Source organism: Variovorax gossypii (assembly GCF_003965815.1).
GTDB lineage: Bacteria > Pseudomonadota > Gammaproteobacteria > Burkholderiales > Burkholderiaceae_C > Variovorax > Variovorax gossypii.
The window spans coordinates 580,448-601,448 of record NZ_RXOE01000001.1; the positions used below are offsets into that span (position 1 = coordinate 580,448).

Sequence of the window (21,001 nt, forward strand, 5' to 3'; positions counted from 1 at the left end):
CTCCCTCACGCCGCCCTGCCCTCGCCGCGAACGGAAACGCGCAAGCGTCCGAGCCGCAGCCCGGCCCACACGGCGAACAGCACGGCGGCCCACGCACGGGCCTGTCACCAACGAAGCGTTTCGATAAGGCCATAACCAAGGCATCTGAGTGCGCCTGGCGATGTCGGCATAGACCGACAGCGCAGCGCGCCGTCTGTCCTCAATGCATTCGGCGCGCGCGATCTAGGCTCTGCCCCATACGAAGAAACCGCGTTGCACGTTCGCTGTACGCACACGTGCCGCGCCGCAGGAAAGCAGCCCAGTGACGACCACCTCCACCAACCCTGCAATCCCCGCCGGCGTGCCCGGCACCGAGACCGAGACGCCGCCCCGGCAGCCGCACATCTGGCAGTTCATCCGCGCGGGCGGCGTGGACCAGGTGGTGTTCCGCAGCGGAGAAGACATCGCGCGCATCGCCGAACTCGACCAGAAGCTCTGGGTTGCGCTCGCCTGCCCCACGCGCGGCATCGACTTCGACCCGCGCACGCTCGACCTGATCGACTCCGACGGTGACGGCCGCGTGCGCCCGCCGGAGGTCATCGCGGCCTGCCTGTGGGCCTGCGAGCGGCTGCGCAGCGCCGACGTGCTGCTCGCGGGCGGCGGCACGCTGTCTCTCGACGACCTCGACAACACAGGCTCTCCGGGCTCGGACCTTGCCAGGGAGGGCCGGCGCATCCTCGACCTGCTCGGCAAGAAGGATGCGAACACGCTGACGCTCGCCGACATTTCCGATCGCGGCGAGTGGCTGGCGTCGATGCGCTTCAACGGCGACGGAGTGGTCACGCCCGAAACCGCCGGCGACGACGCGCTGCGCGCGACCATCGAGGAAGCGATGCGCACCCACGGCAGCACGCCTGACCGCCACGAGAGCAGGCCCGGCCTCGATCGCGCGCGTGCCGAAGCCTTCATGGCCGAAGCGAAGGCGGTCCACGATTGGTACGCCAAGGGCGACGAGGAAGCGCTGCTTCCCCTGGGCGAGCGCACCCTGGCCGCGACCGAGTCCATGCGGGCAGTCGCGGCCAAGGTCGACGACTTCTTCGCGCGCTGCCGCGTGGCCGCCTACGACGTGCAGGCGGTGGCGGCGCTCAACCCATCGGCCGATGCCTACGACGCGCTATCGAGCCATACGCTCGACGTGGGCGCGCCACCGATCGCCGAACTGCCGCTGGCACCCGTCACGCCCAGCCGTTCGCTGCCGCTGCAAGGCACCAGCCTGAACCCTGCCTGGACCGATGCGATGGCCGTGTTCGCGCGCGATGCGGTGGCCTCGCTGCTGGGCGAACGCGATGCGCTCGAGGAAGAGCAATGGCAGGCGCTGCGCCGCCGGCTCGCGCCCTGCGAAGCCTGGATAGAGGCGCGCCCGGCCAATGCACTGGCCGGCCTTTCGCGCGATCGCGTCGCCGCGCTGCTCGTGACACGCGACGCGCTGTTGGCACTCATCGCCGAAGACGAGGCGGCCGAGCACCACAACCGGCTGCTGGTCGACCTCGAGAAGCTCCTGCGCCTGCAGCGCGACCTGCGGGTGCTGCTCCACAACTTCGTGTCCTTCAAGGCGTTCTACCAGCGCGAGGGCGCCATCTTCCAGGCCGGTACGCTCTACCTCGACGGGCGCAGCTGCGAGCTCACGGTGCAGGTGCAGGACACGGCCCGGCACGCTGCGCTGGCAGGGCTGGCCAAGACCTGCCTTGCGTACTGCGACTGCACGCGCCAGGGGCAGAAGATGAGCATCGTGGCCGCCTTCACGGCGGGCGACGTCGACTTTCTCTTCGCCGGGCGCAACGGCGTGTTCTACGACCGCCAGGGCCGCGACTGGGATGCCACCATCACCAAGCTCATCGAGAACCCCACCAGCGTCGCGCAGGCCTTCTTCGCGCCGTACAAGAAGTTCGTTCGCCTGGTCGAGGAACAGGTGGCCAAGCGCGCGGCGGCGAGCGAGGCCGGTTCGCAGAGCGCGTTGCAGTCGCTGGCGGGCCGGGTCGCCACGGCGGATCAGGCAGCGGCCCCGGACGCCTCGAAACCGCCGGCGCGGCCTGGCGTGACGCCGGCCGCAAGCCGCATCGACGTCGGCACCGTGGCGGCCATCGGCGTGGCGCTGGGCAGCATCAGCGCGGTGCTGGTCGGCATCTTCGGCAAGTTCATCGACCTGGGGCAGTGGATACCGGTGGCGCTCGCCGGCATCGTGATCGCGATCTCGGGGCCGAGCATGCTGATCGCCTGGCTGAAGCTGCGCCAGCGAAGCCTGGGGCCGATCCTCGACGCCAGCGGATGGGCCATCAACGGGCGCATGAAGGTGAACGTGCGGCTCGGCGGCCTGCTGTCGCAGACCGCGCGCGTGCCGCCGGGCGCGAAGCGCATCGCCGCCGATCCTTACCGCGAGCGGCACGGCCTTGCGGGCGTGCTGGCCGCGGTCTGCATCGTCGGCGTGGGCGTGGTGCTGGCGTGGCGCATGGACTGGCTCGACGACCGGCTGCCGCCGCGGCTGCAGCACGGAACGACCATTTCGGGGCAGTAGCCGGAGGCGAGCGCGTGATCGGGAAGACCGCCGCCCTAGTCCTCGTCGCGTACCCGGTACTGGTCCGTCAGCGTCTGCTGGACGCTCGGCGGCACGGCCTCGTAGTGCGACAGCGCGATGGTGTAGCGCCCCTGGCCGCTGGTCATGGCATTGAGCCGCGACTGGTAGTTGGCCAGCTCGGCCATCGGCACCTGCCCGCCGACGGCCACGGTGCCGGCGCCCAGGGTGGATGTTCCGGTCACCAGCCCGCGCCGCGACGACAGGTCGCTGGTGACGTCGCCCACGGCATGCTCGGGCACGTCGATCTCGATCTGCACGATCGGCTCCAGCACGACGGGCCGGGCCTCGCGGATCGCGGCCATGAAGGCCTTTCGGCCGGCGGTCGCGAAGGCGATGTCCTTGCTGTCGACGCTGTGGTGCTTGCCGTCGTGCACGACGACGCGGACATCGACCACGGGGTAGCCGGCGATCGCGCCGCACACCAGCACTTCGCGCACGCCCTTCTCGACCGCGGGAATGAACTGGTTCGGTATCGCGCCACCCCTGACTTCGTCATCGAACTGGAAGCCCGCGCCGCGCGCCAGCGGCTCGATGCGCAGGAAGACCTCGCCGAACTGGCCCGCGCCGCCTGTCTGCTTCTTGTGGCGGTGGTGGCCCTGCGCGGACGCGGTCACGGTCTCGCGGTAGGCGATGCGTGGCGGGCGCGTCTGGACCTCGAAGCGGTACACCTCGCGCAGGCGCTCGAGCACGATGCGCAGGTGAAGCTCGCCCAGCCCGTAGAGCACCGTCTCGTTGGTCGCGACCACGTGCTCGATGCGCAGGCACGGGTCTTCGGCCGCGAGCTTGCCGAGGATCTCCCAGGCGCGCTGCTCGTCGCCGCGGCGCTTGGGCTCCACGGCCAGGCCGTGCACGGGCACCGGGAACGCCAGCGGCGCGAGATGGACGTGGCTGTCTTCCGCGGCGTCGTGCAGCACGGCGTCGAAATGGACCTCCTCGACCTTGGCCACCGCGACGATGTCGCCGGGCACGGCACGCGACACCTCCACATGGTCCTTGCCCTGGAGCATGAACAGGTGGCCCACCTTGAAGGGCTTGCGGCCGTCGCCGATATAGAGCTGGCTGTCGCGCGTGACCGTGCCCTGGTGCACGCGGAAGATGCCCATCTTGCCGACATAGGGGTCGATCGTGACCTTGAACACGTGCGCCAGCACGTGCAGCGCCGGGTCGGGCCTGGCCTGCATGGGCTTCGCCTCCGCGCCCTCGCCGACGAGGAAATCCGGCGGGTTGGCCTCGGTCGGGTCGGGCAGGAGCTTGACGATCACGTCCAGCAGTTCGGCCACGCCGGCGCCGCTGCGCGACGAGACGAAGCACACCGGGATCAGGTGGCCTTCGCGCAGCGCCTGCTCGAGCGGCGCATGCAGCTCGGACGGACTCACGTCGCCCTCCTCGAGGTAGCGGTCGACGAAGGCCGCGTCGACCTCGACCACCTGCTCCACCAGCGCGCGGTGCGCCGCTTCGACGGGGCCGAAGTCGGACTGCCCGAAGCGGTTGAAGAAGCAGTCCACCACCTGCCTGCCCACGCCGTCGGGCAGGTTCAGCGGCAGGCATTCGCGGCCGAATGCGGCCTGGATGTCGGCCAGCAGGCCCGCCAGCGAGACGCCCTGCGAGTCGATCTTGTTGACGATGATCATGCGGGCGAGGTGGCGCGAGGCCGCGTACTCCATCATGCGCACCGTCATCGGCTCGATGCCGGTGGCGGCGTTGATGACCACCGCCGCCGTCTCGACCGCCTCCAGCGCCGGCAGGCTCTGGCCGAGGAAGTCGGCGCCCCCGGGCGTGTCGATGAAGTGGATGCGGGTGCCGGCATGGGTGAGGTGCATCACCGATGCGTTGAGCGAGTGCTGCATGCGGCGCTCGAGCGGGTCGTGGTCGCTGACGGTGCTGCCCCGCTCGACGCTCCCGCAGGCCCCTATGGCACCCGCCTTGTGCAGCAGGGCCTCGGCAAGGGAAGTCTTGCCCGAGGCGGCGGCGCCGACGAGCGCCAGCGTTCGCACTGCTTCCATTTCGGCCGCGAGGCCGTTCGATCGGCTTGGCATGGCTGGACTCCTTGGCGTCCGGAAGGCCGGCCCGGCGGTCCCGGCTGCTGTGCGTGGACGCCGGGCCAGCGTACGGGATTGAAGGGGCTGTTGCAAGCAGGCCACGGCGCGCGCCCTCGCCTTTCGGGCCGACATAAGGCGTTCGGCCGACGGATCGTGCGCCGCCTAGGGCTTAAACAGTAGTCCAAAGCTTTCACATGAACGCTGTTGCGCAGGACAATAGTGTGCAAACCGTCCGTTGGCGGCAGGCGCCGCGGACCCCTTTTCAAACGTACCTTATGGAATAGCGCTCGCTTTCATGGAACGCCGGCTGGATTGGGCCCTCGCTGCTTGTGCCCGCATTCTTCGCCCGGTGGTAAGGCTTGCCCTCGCGATGGGGGTCAAGCATCCCCACCTGGAGGAGTTGCTGCGCGACCTGCTGATCGAGGAGGCGCAGCGGAGCTGGCGTGCCCAGGGCGTGCCCAGGCCCAACCTGAGCCAGCTTTCCATCACGACCGGCCTGAACCGCAAGGCGGTGACCGCCAAGGTACGGGCCACTTCCGACCCCCTGCCCCACACCGAGCTGTCGGCTGCAGCCAAGACCTTCACGTTGTGGTTGCAGATGCTTACGCAGAATGACTCCTTCCGGCGCCTGCCCATCACGGCAGGCAGCGCCACGCCCTCCTTCGAGGCCGTGGCGCGCATGAGCAGCCGCGGCGACGTGCATCACCGCACCATCCTCGACGAGCTGGTGCGCCTGAACATGGTGAGCGAGGAAGAAGGCGTGGTCGAACTCACGACCGACGGCTTCGTGCCGGTGGAAGACCTGCAGTCGATGCTCGCCTTCCTGGGCGACAACGGCCGCGACCATCTGCTGGCGGCCGTCTCCAACACACTGGGCGACGAGCCCAGGATGCTTGAGCGCGCGGTGTACGCGCGCGGGCTCACGCTGCAGGAATGCGAGCAGATACAGCGGCTGGTCAGGGAGCGGTGGGCCGCCCTGCACCATGAGCTGGCGCAGGAAATGACACAGGCGGTCGACCGCGCCCCCTCCGGCTCGACGGGGCGCATCAGGGTCGGCATCTACACCTACTACCAGGACGAGAACGTCGAGAACGTGCCGGCGCCACCTCCCAGACCACCTGACTGAAAGCGAGCCACGCCATGAACAAGATCAAGACACCCTGGCGGCGTTTCATGCTCGGCCTCCTGTCCGCAGGCTTCATCGCGCTGCTGCTGTCGTGCGGCGGTGGCGGAGGCGACGGCAGCAGCGCCGGCGGCCTGTCGGCTGGTCTTGGCGTTGCAACGGGAAATGCGGCGGTGGCAGGCACCGGAGGAGATGCCGCCGCGGGAACAGGAACGGGCTCCGACGGGACGGGCAGTGGCGGCAGCACTGGCGGCAACGGTGGCAGCGGCGGAACCGGTAGCGCGGGCGGCGGAACGAGCACCGCCGGCAACAGCGGCACCGACGGCTCCGGCGTGGGGTCGGGCGGAACCGGCGTGACTGCGGACGCCGCCGGCATCGGCGCGGCGGACGGCCTGGGCAGCATCATCCTCAACGGGCTGCGCTACGACACCGACAGCGCCACCTTCACCATCGAGGACGCCAGCGAACTGCAGATCGGCATGAGCGCGCGCGTCGCCGGCAAGGTCGACGCCAACTTCACCAGCGGGGTCGCCACGCAGGTCCAGTCGGCGGCCGAGCTGCGGGGCGAGGCCTCGGGCATCGACACCTCGGCCGGCAGCTTCGTGGTGATGGGTACCGTCGTCAGCATCGACTCGGCCACCGTCTGGGGCGATGCGGACGGGCTGGCGGACGTGCGCGCGGGAAGCATCGTCCAGGTGTGGGGCCTGCCCAGCGCACCGGGCGCGCTGCGCGCCACGCGCATCCAGGTCGCTCCCACGCTGAACGCGCCCCTGGTCACGGGGACCGTGCAGAACCTCGACACGCTGCACAAGACCTTCACGCTCGGCCAACTGACGATCGACTACGCAACGACGGCCTTCTCGGGCATGAACGCTTCGGCGCTCGCCAACGGTGTCATCGTGCGCGTCCGGGGTACCGCCTCGCCTGCCGCCGGCGTGCTCATCGCGACGACCGTGCAGGGCTGGTACGCGATTCCGGTGAGCGACGGCATCGCCGTCCAGCTGGCGGGTGTCATCACCGACTTCGTCTCGCGCGGCTCGTTCAAGGTGCTGGGCACGCCTGTCGACGCGACCAACGGACAGATCACCGGCGGCCCCGCGAACTCGCTCGGCAACGGCGTGAAGGTCGAGGTGGACGGCTTCATGTCGGGCGGCGTGCTGGTGGTGAAGAAGCTGCGCATTCGCAATGTGCCGGGCACTGGCGGGCCGGCGTCGTTCACGCTGATCGGGGCGATCGGTGCATACCACTCCGCCGCCGACTTCCGGGTGCGCGGCCAGCCGGTCGACGCCGGTGGCAGCGGCGTCCTCTTCGAGAATGGCACCGTCTCCGACCTGGCCAACGGCCGGCGCGTGACCGTCGTGGGAGACCGCGTGGTCGACGGCGTACTGATCGCTCAGCGGGTGACGTTCACGCCCTGACCTGGCCCGTCACAGGGGGCGCCCGCATTGCTCGGGCGCCCTGTTCTGCTCGCTCTATCCACCCGGAAATTTCGTTCGCGGAACATGTCCCCTCGACAAGGACATGCGGTTGATGTACAACGAAATCACTAAAGTGAAAAATTCACATTTCAACCGCAAATGGCTCCCGAACCTCGTGGCGAACAGGATCCGTACCGCTGCGGCTTTCAGGCCGCAGTGTCGTCACACGCCTTGAAGCGGCGTCCAGGAGGTGATGCGAACCGGGGGCTCCGGCGGCATTTTCAGCTGGTCTCTCCTCCCCCACGGCTCGACGTGCACATACGGTGCAGATAGGAGCATGTATGCCGCTCAACCTCCTCCTCCAGCTTCTTCATGAGAAGTTTCCGGTCACGCTGACTTCCGACCCGGACATCAGGAACGCCTCGGTCCTGCTGGCGACCGGGCTCGTCGAAGCCGAATTCCATCTCGATCACTTCGGTTACCAGCAGTACGAGAGCGCCGTGGTGTTCGCCATCACTGATGAAGGCCACGCGGAGATCGCCAGCCTGAAAAGCGGCCGCTGCGCCGCCTCTTCCGACGAGCAGGAGTGGCCTGTCATGCCGCTCGACTACCTGCGCAAGATCGGCAATTCGGTCTTCCCTCTTCGCATCGACGACCCGGCCGGGATCAATTCCGTGGCCGTCCTGAACGCCGCCGGCATGGTCGAAGCCACGCTTCCCCCGACCTGCCGGGCCCGCCAGAGCCAGCAGAAGTTCAGGCAGGCTGTCGTCCTGCGAGTTACACCTCTGGGCCGCACGGCGCTGGTCGGGCGGCGGGGTGTAACTCCGGTAGCTCAATAACGGCCTTGTTGCATCGCACTGATCGGGTACCCGCAAATCTCGTACTTCTCCCCGACTGAAGGACGGCCGCTCCTCTACAGAAGCGCTCGGAACCAGGGGGAAATCCAAATATGTTACTTGATGCAACAAACGTCACAAGATGGGCAGATGCGGTCACCCCCATTGTTTTCGACTACCAAAGTAGTAATGTGAAACCTTCACATACGTTGCTTTCAGGTGCGAAGAAAGTATTCCAAAATGACACCGTCGAGCCGCCCCTCCCACCTCCGCCTGGTCGGCCTGGCGTGACACGCCTCATGCCAAGGAATCTTCCCCATGCTGGCCCGCTCCACTGCCCCCGACGTCGACGCGAGTGTCGGCGCGGATGCGCTCATGGTGGCTCGCATGCGGCTGGTGCTGTCGGTTTCGGCACTGCTGGCCGTTGTCGTTGACGCCGGGGAGTACCGCCAGCAGATCCAGAGCGCCGTCTGGCTGGCCTTTTCAGGGTACGTCCTGCACAGCCTGCTGGTCTATGCGTGCACGCGCATGGGTCGCCCGTACTTCCGGGGCAAGGTCATCCACTGGTCCGACGTGCTGTGGTTCACGCTGATCATCTTCGTGACCGACGGCGTACAGAGCCTCTTCTTCCTCTTCTACTTCTTCGCGATCCTCACCTCCTCGTTCCGCTGGGGTTTCGAGGAAGGCGCCCGGGTCACGGTCGCATCCGTCGCCTCGTTCGCCGCCTGCGGCCTTGCCACGAGCACCGGTGACGAAGCACCACAACTGCTGATGCGCAGCACCTTCCTGCTTGCGCTGGGGCACATGATCGTGCACTGGGGCGGCTCGAAGCTCAGCCTGCAACGGCGCCTGGCCCTGTTGGGCGACGTCAGCCAGCTGTCGAACCCGCGCTTCGGCGCCGGCCGCACCATCGCCCGCACGATGGAGAAGACGCTGGCCTTCTTCAGGGCGAGCCACTGCATCCTGCTCACGCGAGACACCTCCACCGGCAACTGGACCCTGCGCACGCTGCGCAAGGACGACACCTGCGAGCACGTCAGCGTGGAGACGATCGGCCGCATCGCCGAGTCCCCGCTGATGACGCTGCCGGCTGACTGCACGGTGCTCAGCAACCACCTGCCCTGGCCCCTGAGCCAGCTCTACGCACAGAGCCATGTCTTCGAAGCCGGCGCGGACGGCTGGCGTCCGGAGGACGAGGACGGCGCCCAGCGTTGCGAGGCCATCGCCGACATGCTTGAAGCCCGCGCCTTCATCAGCGCTCCGCTGCCGATGCGGCTGGGAGAGGGCCGGGTCTTCGTGTCTTCGCGCGACGGGCTCTTCAACAAGTCCGACGCCCTGTTCCTCTCGCACCTCATGGAGCAGATCTTCCCGACGATCGAGACCATCGAGGTGCTCGACCGGATGGCCTCCGAGGCCGCTTCGGCCGAACGCCTGAAGTTCGCGCTCGACCTGCACGATACGGCGGTGCAGCCGTACATCGGCCTGCGCATGGGCCTGTGCGCGCTGCGCAGGAAGGCAGCCGCCGACAACCCTCTGAGCGAAGACCTCGACAAGCTCGCGAGCGTGGCCGAGGGCGTCATCGCCGACCTGCGCCGCTATGCCGGCGAGGTCCGGCAAGGCGCGAACAACTCCTGCGGCTTGGTGCTGCCCCAGTTGCACCGCCAGGCTGCGCGGATCAAGGGGCTCTACGGCATCGACATCGCCGTGGCCGTCGACGGCCCGCTCCAGCTGGACGATCGGGTGAGCGCGGAAGTCCTGCAGATGGTCGGCGAAGGCCTCAACAACATCTGCAAGCACACCCAGGCACGCCACGGCAGCGTCCACATCGCCTGCAGGAACGGGCGGCTGCAGCTGAGCATCGAGAACGAGGCCTGCGAGGAGAGCTTCACGCAGTTCCGCCCCCATTCCATCACCGAACGCGCCACGGCCCTCGGCGGGCGCGCGCAGGTCCGCCAGTGCGAAAGCGGCGGCACTGCGGTGCTGGTCGAGATTCCCATCTGAGAAAAAACAGCATCCCCGTGCAGCAAGCACTGCATTGACGAAAAGACAAGTCAAGGAGCCCACCATGCAACCAGTTGCTCATCCCATCGGCGTCCTGCTCGTGGACGACCACCAGACCATGCTGTGGGGCCTGTCCAGGCTGATCGATGGCGAGCATCCGCGCATGAAGGTGGTGGGCACTGCCCGTTGCTGCGAAGACGCGGTGGCGACATCGGCAAGCCTCGCGCCCGACGTCATCGTGCTCGACCTGGACCTGGACGGCCATTGCGCCCTCGAGATCCTGCCGAAGCTCGTGTCGAACGAGGTGTCTCGCGTCGTGGTGCTCACTGCGGAGCGCGAGCAGCGCACGCTCGACCTCGCGGTGCTGCACGGCGCGCGCGGCGTGATGCGCAAGGACGCCCCGGCCCAGCAGGTGATCGACTCCATCGAGCGCGTCTACAACGGCGAGCTCTGCGTCGACGCCCAGTCCATCGGCCGCGTCTTCTACGAGCTCACGGCGGTGAAGAAGCCGCAGAAGGCCGATCCCGAAGCTTCCAGGCGAGCGAGCCTGACGCAGAAGGAACGCGAGATCATCAACACTGTCGTCGCCGGCAGCGGCGCCTCCAACAAGGCACTGGCCGCGAAGCTCTTCGTCACCGAGCACACGCTGCGCAACCACCTCACCTCGATCTACCAGAAGCTCGGTGTTTCGAACCGTCTCGAGCTGTACATCTACGCGGTGAAGCATCAGCTCGACGCCGTGCAGCATTGAAACGGAAACGCCGCGCCGGATGCCGGCGCGGCGTGATGAATCCGGAAAGCGCCCCGAAAGGCGCTCAGTTCCTGCTCAAGTCCCGCTCAGCATCGGCATGATCATCCGCACCACGCGGATCGCCGCAGGCGTGAGGATGACCAGCGAGATGCACGGGAAGATGCACAGCACCAGCGGCACCAGCATCTTGGTCGGCACCTTTGCGGCCAGTTCCTCGGCGCGCACATGGCGCTTGTGGCGCAGGTCGTCGGAGAAAACCCGCAGCGACTCGCCGATGCTCGTGCCGAAGCGGTCCGCCTGGGTCAGCATGGTCGCGAAGGTTCCGATCTCTTCCACGCCCGTGCGCAGTGCCAGGTTGCGCAGCGACTTCTCGCGCGTGCCGCCGGCGCGCATCTCCAGGTTGGTCCAGTGCAGTTCCTGCGCCAGCGCCCTGCTCTTCACCTGGATTTCGTCCGTGACCTTGACCAGCCCGGCATCCAGGCCGAGCCCGGCCTCGACGCACACCAGCATCAGGTCGGCGGCATCGGGAAAGTTCTCGAAGATCTCGCGCCGGCGCGCGCGGATGAGCAGGCGCAGCACCAGGTTGGGCAGGTAGCAGCCGGCGAGCGCCGCCAGCGCGAGCAGCAGCATCAGCACCGTGCCGTCATCCGCCGTTCCGGTTGCCCGCAGCCCGACGAAGGCGAGCGCGGCAAAGCCCAGCGGCAGCAGCGTCTTCATGCCGAAGTAGACGAGATAGGCGTCCGGATAGCGGATGCCTGCGTTCAGGAAACGCACGCGCAGCGGCGACAGCTCGGCATCGTTGGTGGGCGAGGAAAGCTGCGCGAAGGGACCGACGAGCTTGACGGCGGTCTCGGTCCAAGCCGACTTGCCCGCGGGCCCCGCCATCGCCTGCAGGCGCTGCTCGGTACGCGTGGGAGACAGCCACACCGCCAGGCCGATGATCGCCAGCGACACGGTCAGGAATACGAGGATGGGAAACAGCATGGTCATGGCTTTCTCCTTCAGACGCGGATCTTCACGATCTTGCGCAGCAGCACGATGCCGATGAGCATCACCACCAGCATGTACTTGAGCACCGTCTGGCCGATCGGGTCAGTCCACAGCGGTGCCATGAATTCGGGATTGAAGATGTTCACGAGCGCCGCGAGGGCGAACGGCATCAGGCTCAGGATCCAGGCCGACAGCCGCCCCTCAGACGACAGCACCCTCACCCGCGCGAGCAGCTTGAGCCTGTCGCGGATCAGCCGGCTGAGGTTGGTCAGCACCTCCGTCAGGTTGCCGCCCGAATCGCGCTGGATCAGCACCGACACCACGAAGTAGCGCAGGTCGGTGAGCGGCACGCGCTCGCTGAGATTGGTCAGGGCCTGCTGCAGCGAGACACCGAAGTTCACCTCGTCGGCGACCATGCGAAACTCGCTGGCGATCGGCTCGGCCATTTCCTCGCCGATCATCTGCACGCCGCTGGCGAACGAATGCCCCGCGCGCAGGGCCCGCGTCACCAGGTCCAGCGCCTCGGGCAGCTGCTTTTCCATACGAGTCAGCCGCCGGCTGCGCTGGCGCTGCAGGTAGATCGCCGGAAGCATAGCCGCGCAGCCGCCGGCCACGAACGCGAACAGCAGCGACTCGCGCACGACCAGCATCAGCGCGAAGAACACGAACACGCCCAGCACGCAGGAAACCAGCAGGAAGCTGGAAACCGTCCAGTCCAGGCCCGCCTGCAGGATGAAGCGATCCAGCCGGTGCGCCCGCGGCAGCGTCAGCAGCATGCGCTGCATCCACGGCACCTCGCTGAGCATGCGCTCCTTGACCAGGTGGGCCTGCGGCGTGTGGTCGGTCGCTGCCGAGAACGCCTGCAGCCGCTTTTCGATCTTGCGCGCCTCGGGCCCCTTGTAGGACCGCCACAGCATGTAGAAGCCCTCGAGCATGAGCAGCACGGTCACGAACACCAGCACGGTGACGGTGATGAGGGTATTGCCCCCCAGGTTGTTGAGCATGGCGGCCTCCTGTTGGCTCTATGGTTGTTCCTGGTTATTCGTAGTGCTTGTCGGGGTCGAAGATCGTGTCGGGCAGGTCCACGCCGTAGGCATGCAGCCGCTCCGCGAACTTCGGCCTGACACCCGTCGCATGGAAATACCCGCGCACCTGGCCGTCGGGCCCCATGCCGGTCTGGCGGAAGCTGAAGATCTCCTGCATGGTGACTACCTCGCCTTCCATGCCGGTGATCTCCTGGATGCTGGTGACCTTGCGCCGCCCGTCCACCAGCCGCAGCACCTGCACGACCACGGTAATGGCCGATGCGATCTGCTGGCGCACCGTGCGGTGCGGCAGGTTCAGGTTGGCCATGCCGATCATGTTCTCCAGCCGTGCCAGCGCGTCGCGCGGCGTATTGGCGTGAATGGTGGTGAGCGAGCCCTCGTGGCCGGTGTTCATGGCCTGAAGCATGTCGACCGCCTCGGCCCCGCGCACTTCGCCGATCACGATGCGGTCGGGCCGCATGCGTAGCGCGTTGCGCACCAGCGCGCGCTGCGTGATCTCGCCCTTGCCCTCGATGTTCATCGGCCGCGTCTCCATGCGCGCCACGTGCGGCTGCTGCAGCTGGAGCTCGGCCGCGTCCTCGATGGTGATGATGCGTTCGGTCGGCGGGATGAAGCCCGAGAGGATGTTCAGCAGCGTGGTCTTGCCGGCGCCCGTGCCGCCGGAGATGAGCATGTTGACCTTCGCCTGGGACAGGCCCTCGAGCATCTGCGCCATCTGCGGCGTCAGCGTCTTGAGCTCGTTCACGAGGTTCTCCATGCGCAGCGGGATCTTCGCGAAACGCCGGATCGACATCATCGGCCCGTCCAGCGCCACCGGCGCGATGACCGCGTTGACGCGCGATCCGTCTGGCAGCCGAGCGTCGACCATCGGGCTCGACTCGTCGATGCGACGCCCCACCAGCGAGACGATCTTGTCGATGATGCGCAGCAGGTGCTTCTCGTCGGTGAAGCTGACGTTGGTCAGCTCCAGCCGCCCCCGGCGCTCCACGTAGATCTTCTCGTGCGAGTTGACCAGGATGTCCGAGACCGACGGGTCCGCCATCAGCAGCTCGATGGGCCCGAAGCCGAGCATTTCGTGCTGGATATCGCGGATGAGTGTGCGCCGCTCGATGTCGTTGAGCGCCTCGGGCTCCTCCTGCAGCAGCCGCGTGGTCATGGTGGAGATTTCCTGGCGCAGCACGTCGGGTTTCAGCGTCTCGAGCGCCGCGAGGTCGAAGCGCTCGAGCAGCTTCAGGTGCATGCGCTCCTTCAGCAACTTGTAGGTATCCGAGGCGAAGGGCGGCGCCGCATGCTCGACGGCCGGCCCTCCCGAGTGCGTGCCGACGTCGGCTTCGATGGCATTGAGCTGTTCTCTGAATGACATGGGGAACCTGCCTTGCTGTTGAATGGGTTGACCGATGCTTGCTTACGCGCGGCGGAACAGCCGTCCGATGAAGCCGGGCGCCGCCTCCTGGCGCGGGCTGAGCGAGTGGGCGATGTCGGCGAGCTTTTTGGCCAGCGCGCTGCCGCGCGACATCTCGGCCAGCGGCACGCCTCGGTTGATGGACGCGTCCACGTCCTTGCCGCCGTCGGGCACGATCGTGAGCGACGCGCCCACCAGCGAGCGGCGCATGTCCGACAGGCCGATCTCGCCGCCGCCGGCGCTGCGGTTCACCAGCAGCTCGACCTTGGCGGGCGGATAGCCCAGCGACTTGAACACCTGCATCAGCCGCGTCACGTTGCGGATGTGGGGCAGGCTCGGCTGCAGCACGGGGAAGATGCGGTCGGCGCGGTCCAGCACGCGGATCGAGAGCGTGTCGATGCGCGGGCCGAGGTCGAATATCACGAAGTCGTACACGCCCAGCGCAACCTGCAGGATCGCGTCGATGTGCTCGGCCTTCACGTCCATCGCGCGGGAAAGATCCTCCGGCGCCGGAAGAATGCTGAAGCCCGGCGACACCGCCACCACACTCGCCGCGAGCAGCGAGGCGTCGAGGCGGCCGATGTCGCGGGCAACGTCCGCCATCGTGGAGCTCGGCCGAAGGTCGCTCACGTACGACAGCGCGTCGCCGAACTGCAGGTTCAGGTCGATCAGCAGCACCGAGCGCTCCCTGGAGAGCTGGTAGGCGATGTTGGTCGCGAGAAAGGTCGAGCCGCTGCCACCCTTGCACGGCATGAAGGCCACCACCTGCCCGGGGGCGCGCGCCTGGGCCCCGGCCATCTTGAGCGCGATGCGCTCGACGGCGGCTTCCAGCGCCGTGGTGTCCGCGGGCGACGGCAGTACCTCGCGAACTCCCGCGCGCATTGCGTGGATCAGGAATTCCGGCGTCTGCATCGCGCAGAGAAGCACCACCGCGATCGCCGGGTGCCGCAGCGTGAGCTTCTCGATCACCGCCAGCTCCTGGAGGTCGCAGCACATGCCGTCGACCAGCACGAGGTCGGGCGAGGCTTTCTCGACGGCCCACTGCATCCGGCTCTTGCCGCCCTCGAAGAGCGACACGGTGTGCGAGCGCGCCTCCAGCACCTTGCGCATGTCCTGCAGGTGGTTGGGGTTGGGAGAGATGATGGCGATCTTCATGGTGTGTCCGTTGCGTTGATGGCTAGGAGCAGATGGCCGCGCTGTTCGGGTCCTTGCGCATGACCTCGCGTGGCAGGTAGGTGGAGAAGCCCGGCATAGGGATCAGCGGAGCGGTCGCGCTCGCGATCGGCGAGATCCACTGGTAGTTGAGTCCGGTGATGCTGACGGTGACGCCCTGGCAGGTGGCGGCGGTGCAGCCCGCGGGCGCCCAGGCCACCGACACGGTGCTGATCTGCGGCAGCAGCGCCTTCATGCGCGCGAGCACGAGCGCCTGCTGGGCGGTGTCGTCGCACACCACCGCGTATCGGGCCCCGGCGCGCGTCGCCTCCTGGGCCGCATTCCATGTGAACAGCATGCGGGCGAAGTCCACGATGCCAAGCAGGAACATGAGGAAGATGATCAGCCCGAGCGCGAACTCGACCGTGGTCGCGCCGGTGGTGCGGTTTCTTCTCATGATGGCGCCCTCATGCTGGCGGTGATGTCGCTGAAGACGATGTTGCCGCTGGAGTTGGCGAAGACCACGCCGATCACCGAGGGAAACAGCGAATGGAAGGTGTAGCCGGTGACGCGCACCGTCACCGTGGTGATGATCGGATTCGCGCCGGCCGACTGCCAGGTGCAGCAGCTTCCGGCCGGCACGTTCGACAGGCTAAGCCCGCGCGCCACCGGCGACCCGGTGCCGGCCGTGTTGCCGTACACGATCAGGTTCTGTGCCTCGGTGATGTGAGTGCCCTGCGTCTGCACCGACAGGTAGCGCACCGCGTCGCGCGTCGACTTGACCACCGCGTTGTACTCGTACATCGCGCGGCCGAATTCCGTGGTGATGAAGGTCAGCAACAGCAGCAGCGGGATGATCAGCGCCAGTTCGACCAGCGCTACGCCCTGCTGTACGCGACGAGATGGCTTCATGGCGTGCCTCCTGTTCCTATCTCACCAGGACCGGAACCAGCGGGCCGGCCGATCCGCCCGCGAGCCCGCTGGTGGTGCAGGGGCTGCCGGTGGCACCGGCGTTGCCGAGGAACTCGAGCTGCACGTCGGTCATCGGGATGCTCAGCGGCTGCAGCATCAACATGCAGAGGTAGTCGATCACGTGGTTGCCGCCGTCGATGACCGGTACTGTCACGAAGCGGCGGTCGAGGCCGTACTGCATGTGGCCTCCGGCGACATTGCCCGGGTTGGCCAGCTTCTGGAAACTGTTGAGCGACAGCCCGGTGATCGATTCGCAGCTGTTCGCGCCCTTCACCTTCGTGCCGGTGTCGGCGCACGACGCGAAGGAGGCCCGCTTGGTCACGAAGTTCTGTGCGCTGGCGGGTGCTCCGGCGCCTGGCGTGCCGTTGTAGGCATTGAACTGCGCAGGCCAGTTGAGCGAGGTGTAGGCGTAGCCGGTGTAGTCGGGCCGCGCCACGCTCGGATCGCCGCTGTTCTTGTAGATGCCGAAGCGCTGGTTCCAGACATCGGCCACCGAAGTCTGCACACCAGGAGTGCCGATGGTGTCGCCGACCCTGGCGCCACAGCGGCCGTTGAGTTCGGCTTCGGTCTCCGAGGCGCTGTTGCTGCCGTCGAGGTTGGCCCAGCCGATCTGGCCACCCGCGGCTGCGTTCTGCGCCATGATGAGCGTCACCCATTCGCCTGGCACGAAACCGTAGTTCGGCGCGGTGCCGCCCGCCTTGGGCTTCGCCGCGACCGGAATGGGGCACGCGGTCTGCGCGCTTGCCCGGGTGGCGACCGCTCTCGCGGTGACGCTGCGCGTGGCGGGGTTGCCGGCCGTGTCGCCCGAAAAGGCGCCCATCGCCTTCATGAGCCAGATGTTGATGTTGGCCTGCGTATGCACGCACTGTGCGTAGCGTGCCAGGGCGGGCGAGGTGGTGGTGGCGTAAGACGCGTCGCGGAAGGTAATGTCGGCCGCGACGATCTGGCCCTGCCCGCTCCAGGTGCTCGACTGCATGTTCACGCGATTCGCATTGCCAGCGGTCTGGCCAGCGCTCGTTGCACGGGTGATCGCCGTGCCCTGCCCGTCGAGCTCACGCGCGGCGGACAGGGCGCAGCTGTCGACAGCTGTCTGCAGCTCGGCCTTGACCACGAACAGGTGCCCGAAGTCCAGGGCGATGCCCATGAACCCCATCAGAAACAGCAAGATCAGCGCGGCTGTGACGATCATCGCGCCACGCTGGCGGCGGTGCTGGCGGCAGGTGAACATGGTCAGCTCCCTGGTTGAGTGAGCGCGCGGAGCGGCGGGTCAGGTGCAGCTCGTGCCGCCCAGGCAGGTCGTGACACGGTCGATGAGCGCGCCCAGAGCAGTGCCGCCGGACAACGCTTGCAGTGCGACCACCAGCGCGATGGAAACCACGGCGATGATCAGTGCGTACTCGACCACTTGCGCACCGCTCTCGTCTGTCAGAAATGACTTGAACATGATGATGAACCCCGGTTCGTTGTTGACGAAGAATGCGTGGGAGTGGACGGGAAGGTGGAACGAAGCGGGCCATGTGACATGGACCCGCTTCCCTCCCCGAAGGACTGCTTACTGGCAGTTCGTCCCCGTCAGGCAGGTCGTGACGCGAGTGATGAAACTCGTGAAACCACCGTTGTTGGCCGTGAGGCCCTTCAGTGCAACGACCAGGGCGATCGAGACGACCGCGATGATCAGTGCGTACTCGACGACCTGGGCGCCCTCTTCTTCGCGCAGAAAGCCTTGGGTCGATTGGCCGATGGCCTTGAGAAAGTTTTGCATGATTCGTTCCTTTCGATGTTTGAACGGTTGGAGATCAGGTTCGAGAAAACATGAATGAGGGAAGAAAGTTCGTTTCGATTCGTGTCACTCTCCTTTCCGCGTGAGTCCCGAGGAAGCGGGCTTGGCTAATGCAATGTGTGCGTGCATCACTTCGAGCTGCCGGCGCCCTGTCCGCCGATCTGTCCACCGATGTTGATGACGTTGACCGCCGGCGGCGGCGTCTTGTACGACTCCTGGTACTGGTGCATCGCCTCGCGCGAGGCGCGACCGTCCATGCCGGTGACGGGGTCGCCGTTCTTGCCGGCATTCGGGTTGATCGTCATCTTCTTCTTGGCGTCGCGCACCGCGTCGCCGAAGCGCGCGTCGTAGTTGGGCGTGACGGTCGAGCAGCTGGCGCCGAGAAGGCAGACGAGCGCGACGGTGGTCGATCTGATGATGAACATGACGGTGCTCCTCACGGGGTTTCGCTGGCGGGGGCGGCCGGGGCCGGGGTGGAGCTCTCGAGGGCTCCGTTGAGATAGACCTCGGCGCGGCTGGGAACGACGTGGTTGTCCGTCGGCACCCTCGGCGATTCGGCAAGCGGCTTCACCAGGCGCGGCGTGATGACGAACATCAGCTCGGTCTGCTCGTTCTGGAATTCGGTGCTTCGGAACAGCGCACCCATCACCGGCACTTCGCCCAGGCCCGGATAGCGCTTGATCGTCTCGTTCACGTTGCTCTTGATGAGCCCTGCGATGACGAAGCTCTGTCCGTCATTGAGCTGCACGGTGGTGTCGGCGCGCCGCACCGTCAGTGAGGGCAGCACGGCGGTGACGCCCGAGACGGTGGTGAAGGGAGAACCGGTCTGCGTCAGGTCCGACACCTCGGACACCAGCTTGAGGTTGACCCGGTCGCCATTGAGCACGGTCGGAGTGAACTTGACCCCGATGCCGAACTCCTTCTCTTCCAGCGTGATGTTCGTCCCGCCGCCGCCGGCGGCGTTCTGCGCCACCGGAATGAAGATCTTGCCGCCCGACAGGAAGCTGGCCTGCTGCCCGCTGATGGCCATGATGTTGGGCTCCGCAAGGATGCGCACCAGGCCGTCGTCCTTCTGGCCGTCGATGGTCAGCGAGGTGCGCCCGATGCGCAGCGCCTGCGCCAGGCCGGCGCCGGTGCTCAGGAAATTGGAGATCAGCGAGTAGTTGTTCAGGCCGCCGTTGCCGGTGCGCGCAATGCCGACGCGCGAACCCAGCCGGTCGAGCAGCGTCTTGCTGACCTCGGCGATCTTCACCTCGAGCATCACCTGCTGCGGCGTTGCGACGCGCAGCAGGTTCACCACCTTCTTGCCGTCGGCGCCGTAGGCCGAGGCCAGGTTCATCACGTCGTCGAGCTTGAGCGCGTCGCTGATCTCGCCGGTGAGAACGATGGACTTCTCGGCACTGCGAACGCGGATGCGCCGCTCGTCGGGCATCAGCTCGGCCAGCTTGGCCTGCAGCGCCAGCGGATCGATGGTGACGATCACGTCCTTGATGTAGCAGGTGCCGTCGGCGCTTTGCAGCACCACGTTCATCGAGCCTGCCTGGCGGCCGCGGAAGAACAGGTCGGTCGGGCTCAGCAGCGTCACGTCGACGTCCGCGATGCCGTCTCCGGCGTTGGCGTTCGCGGCCTGGGCCGGCGGGGGCTGCATGCCCGCCGGCACGGCGGCTGCCGCAGCGGCTGGCACGGCGGCCCGGGCCGGCGGCTGGCCGCTGACCACGATGCGCACCACGCGCGCCTTCAGTGGAATGACGACCGACTTGCCCAGCACCGCCTGTGTAGGCTGGTCGTCGGGAATGATGGCCGTGCAGCGGCGGCTGCTGCCCGGTCCGGTGTTGCCGGACGCAGCCGCGGCAGCGGCTGACGTCGAGGCGACTGCTGCCGTGGGCATGGCACCCGTGGCGGCGGCGGTTGCCGCGACCTCCGCGGCCATGGCGGGAGTCGCCGCGGTCGCGATGGTCGCCAGCAGGCTGGCGAGTTTTGTGGAGATATGGCGCACTTGGTGTTCCTCCTGTCGTTTGGGGTCAGAAGCAGGTGAGCGAACTGCCCGAGTGCTGGATGACCTCCACGCACTGGGAAGCCGGCTGAGCGGCGGGGCCTGCGTGACGAACACGCGGGCGGGCGGGAGTCGGCGCTGCGGCGGTGGAGACCTGCACGATCTCCTTCGCGCCGAAGAGCTGGCCCTTGGTGATGCCGTCGGTGGCGACGGTGGTCTTGTCCATCTGGTTGCGAAGCACCAGCGACAGGGTTCCCACGCTGCGGGCCAGGTCGAGCTTTTCGGAGTCCTCGAGCGAGAGCTCGAGCGTGACGGCGCTCACGACCTTGGGCTTGGTATCGTCGCGGTTGGCTTCCTGCGCCACCGCCAGCACCAGCACCTTCTCGAGCACGGTCTTGCTGATCTGCAGCGCTTCTTCGCCGCGGCCCTTGTCCTGCTGGGCGTTGACCATCACGTCGACGTAGTTGCCCGGCAGCGCGAAGCCTGCGACGCCGACCACGTCGTTGACGCGCACCGTCATGGCCCGTTTGCCGCTGGCGATCACCGCCGAGAGCCCGCCCTGCGTGCCCACCGGTGCCAGCTTGCCCTCCATGAGCGCCTCGCCGCGCAGCACGCCGACTTTCACCACGCGGTCCTGCAGCGCCTTGATCTCGCCGAACGAGCCGTTCGGCACCGAGCCGCTGGGCCAGTCGACCGTGGTGAGCATCTGCGCGTTGACGCGGCTGCCCAGTTCGATGTCGACCGCCGCCACCACGACCTTGTTGGACGCGATGCCGCCTTGCCTGGAGATCCAGCCGGCCGCGTAGACGGCTGCCGCCAGGCCCGTAAGCAGGGCCAGAAGGATCAGCCCGATCGCCTTGATGTTCTTCATGTGAACCTCCGTCGCA

The 21,001-nt window shown here is 67.2% G+C and carries 19 protein-coding genes; 6 read left to right on the forward strand and 13 right to left on the reverse strand.

Annotated features, from left to right (window positions below; genetic code table 11):
* Positions 1-301: 301 nt before the first annotated feature.
* A complete protein-coding gene (locus EJP69_RS02635; protein ID WP_126468633.1) occupies positions 302-2,551 on the forward strand; it encodes a hypothetical protein in 2,250 nt (749 codons plus the stop codon).
* Positions 2,552-2,586: 35 nt separating this feature from the next.
* On the opposite strand, the gene fusA is transcribed toward EJP69_RS02635, so the two are convergent.
* The gene (fusA, locus tag EJP69_RS02640; RefSeq protein ID WP_126468634.1) at positions 2,587-4,647 is read right to left on the reverse strand and encodes an elongation factor G; all 2,061 of its coding nucleotides are present in this window, start codon (positions 4,645-4,647) and stop codon (positions 2,587-2,589) included.
* Between the two features lie 298 nt (positions 4,648-4,945).
* Between fusA and EJP69_RS02645 the strand changes: the two genes are divergently transcribed.
* From EJP69_RS02645 to EJP69_RS02665, 5 genes are all read left to right on the forward strand, one after another.
* The gene (locus EJP69_RS02645) at positions 4,946-5,776 is read left to right on the forward strand and encodes a DUF6502 family protein (RefSeq protein ID WP_093307143.1); all 831 of its coding nucleotides are present in this window, start codon (positions 4,946-4,948) and stop codon (positions 5,774-5,776) included.
* A gap of 14 nt (positions 5,777-5,790) precedes the next feature.
* Positions 5,791-7,191, forward strand: coding sequence for a DUF5666 domain-containing protein (locus EJP69_RS02650; RefSeq protein ID WP_126468635.1), 1,401 nt, complete (start codon positions 5,791-5,793; stop codon positions 7,189-7,191).
* 341 nt (positions 7,192-7,532) lie between these two features.
* The gene (locus tag EJP69_RS02655) at positions 7,533-8,030 is read left to right on the forward strand and encodes a hypothetical protein (RefSeq protein ID WP_093195163.1); all 498 of its coding nucleotides are present in this window, start codon (positions 7,533-7,535) and stop codon (positions 8,028-8,030) included.
* 315 nt (positions 8,031-8,345) lie between these two features.
* On the forward strand, positions 8,346-10,028 hold the full coding sequence (locus EJP69_RS02660) for a sensor histidine kinase (protein WP_126468636.1): 1,683 nt from the start codon (positions 8,346-8,348) through the stop codon (positions 10,026-10,028).
* Between the two features lie 64 nt (positions 10,029-10,092).
* On the forward strand, positions 10,093-10,779 hold the full coding sequence (locus EJP69_RS02665) for a response regulator (protein WP_126468637.1): 687 nt from the start codon (positions 10,093-10,095) through the stop codon (positions 10,777-10,779).
* A 75-nt stretch (positions 10,780-10,854) separates the two neighbouring features.
* Here EJP69_RS02665 and EJP69_RS02670 read toward each other — a convergent pair whose 3' ends face one another.
* The 12 genes from EJP69_RS02670 to cpaB form a co-directional block, all read right to left on the reverse strand.
* Positions 10,855-11,769, reverse strand: coding sequence for a type II secretion system F family protein (locus EJP69_RS02670; protein WP_093195166.1), 915 nt, complete (start codon positions 11,767-11,769; stop codon positions 10,855-10,857).
* Between the two features lie 11 nt (positions 11,770-11,780).
* On the reverse strand, positions 11,781-12,773 hold the full coding sequence (locus EJP69_RS02675; RefSeq protein WP_126468638.1) for a type II secretion system F family protein: 993 nt from the start codon (positions 12,771-12,773) through the stop codon (positions 11,781-11,783).
* A gap of 34 nt (positions 12,774-12,807) precedes the next feature.
* A complete protein-coding gene (locus tag EJP69_RS02680; RefSeq protein WP_126468639.1) occupies positions 12,808-14,178 on the reverse strand; it encodes a TadA family conjugal transfer-associated ATPase in 1,371 nt (456 codons plus the stop codon).
* Positions 14,179-14,220: 42 nt separating this feature from the next.
* Positions 14,221-15,372, reverse strand: coding sequence for a CpaE/TadZ family protein (locus EJP69_RS02685; protein WP_126468640.1), 1,152 nt, complete (start codon positions 15,370-15,372; stop codon positions 14,221-14,223).
* 22 nt (positions 15,373-15,394) lie between these two features.
* Positions 15,395-15,826 (reverse strand): TadE/TadG family type IV pilus assembly protein, encoded by a 432-nt coding sequence (locus EJP69_RS02690; RefSeq protein WP_126468641.1) that lies wholly within the window; start codon positions 15,824-15,826, stop codon positions 15,395-15,397.
* Complete coding sequence (locus tag EJP69_RS02695; RefSeq protein WP_093307138.1) at positions 15,823-16,281, reverse strand: TadE/TadG family type IV pilus assembly protein; 459 nt, start codon at positions 16,279-16,281, stop codon at positions 15,823-15,825. The genes EJP69_RS02690 and EJP69_RS02695 overlap by 4 nt, the downstream gene beginning before the upstream one ends.
* Positions 16,282-16,297: 16 nt before the next feature.
* Positions 16,298-17,569, reverse strand: a complete 1,272-nt coding sequence (locus EJP69_RS02700) for a pilus assembly protein TadG-related protein (RefSeq protein WP_126468642.1) — start codon at positions 17,567-17,569, stop codon at positions 16,298-16,300.
* 39 nt (positions 17,570-17,608) lie between these two features.
* Positions 17,609-17,785: a Flp family type IVb pilin gene (locus EJP69_RS02705; protein ID WP_126468643.1), complete on the reverse strand. Its 177-nt coding sequence runs from the start codon at positions 17,783-17,785 to the stop codon at positions 17,609-17,611.
* A 108-nt stretch (positions 17,786-17,893) separates the two neighbouring features.
* Positions 17,894-18,103: a Flp family type IVb pilin gene (locus tag EJP69_RS02710; RefSeq protein WP_126468644.1), complete on the reverse strand. Its 210-nt coding sequence runs from the start codon at positions 18,101-18,103 to the stop codon at positions 17,894-17,896.
* 146 nt (positions 18,104-18,249) lie between these two features.
* Positions 18,250-18,546 carry a hypothetical protein gene (locus EJP69_RS02715; RefSeq protein ID WP_126468645.1) on the reverse strand — a complete coding sequence of 99 codons (297 nt, stop codon included), beginning with the start codon at positions 18,544-18,546 and terminating at the stop codon, positions 18,250-18,252.
* Positions 18,547-18,557: 11 nt separating this feature from the next.
* Positions 18,558-20,051 (reverse strand): type II and III secretion system protein family protein, encoded by a 1,494-nt coding sequence (locus EJP69_RS02720; RefSeq protein WP_371287125.1) that lies wholly within the window; start codon positions 20,049-20,051, stop codon positions 18,558-18,560.
* 91 nt (positions 20,052-20,142) lie between these two features.
* A complete protein-coding gene (cpaB, locus tag EJP69_RS02725) occupies positions 20,143-20,985 on the reverse strand; it encodes a Flp pilus assembly protein CpaB (RefSeq protein ID WP_093307135.1) in 843 nt (280 codons plus the stop codon).
* Positions 20,986-21,001: the final 16 nt, after the last annotated feature.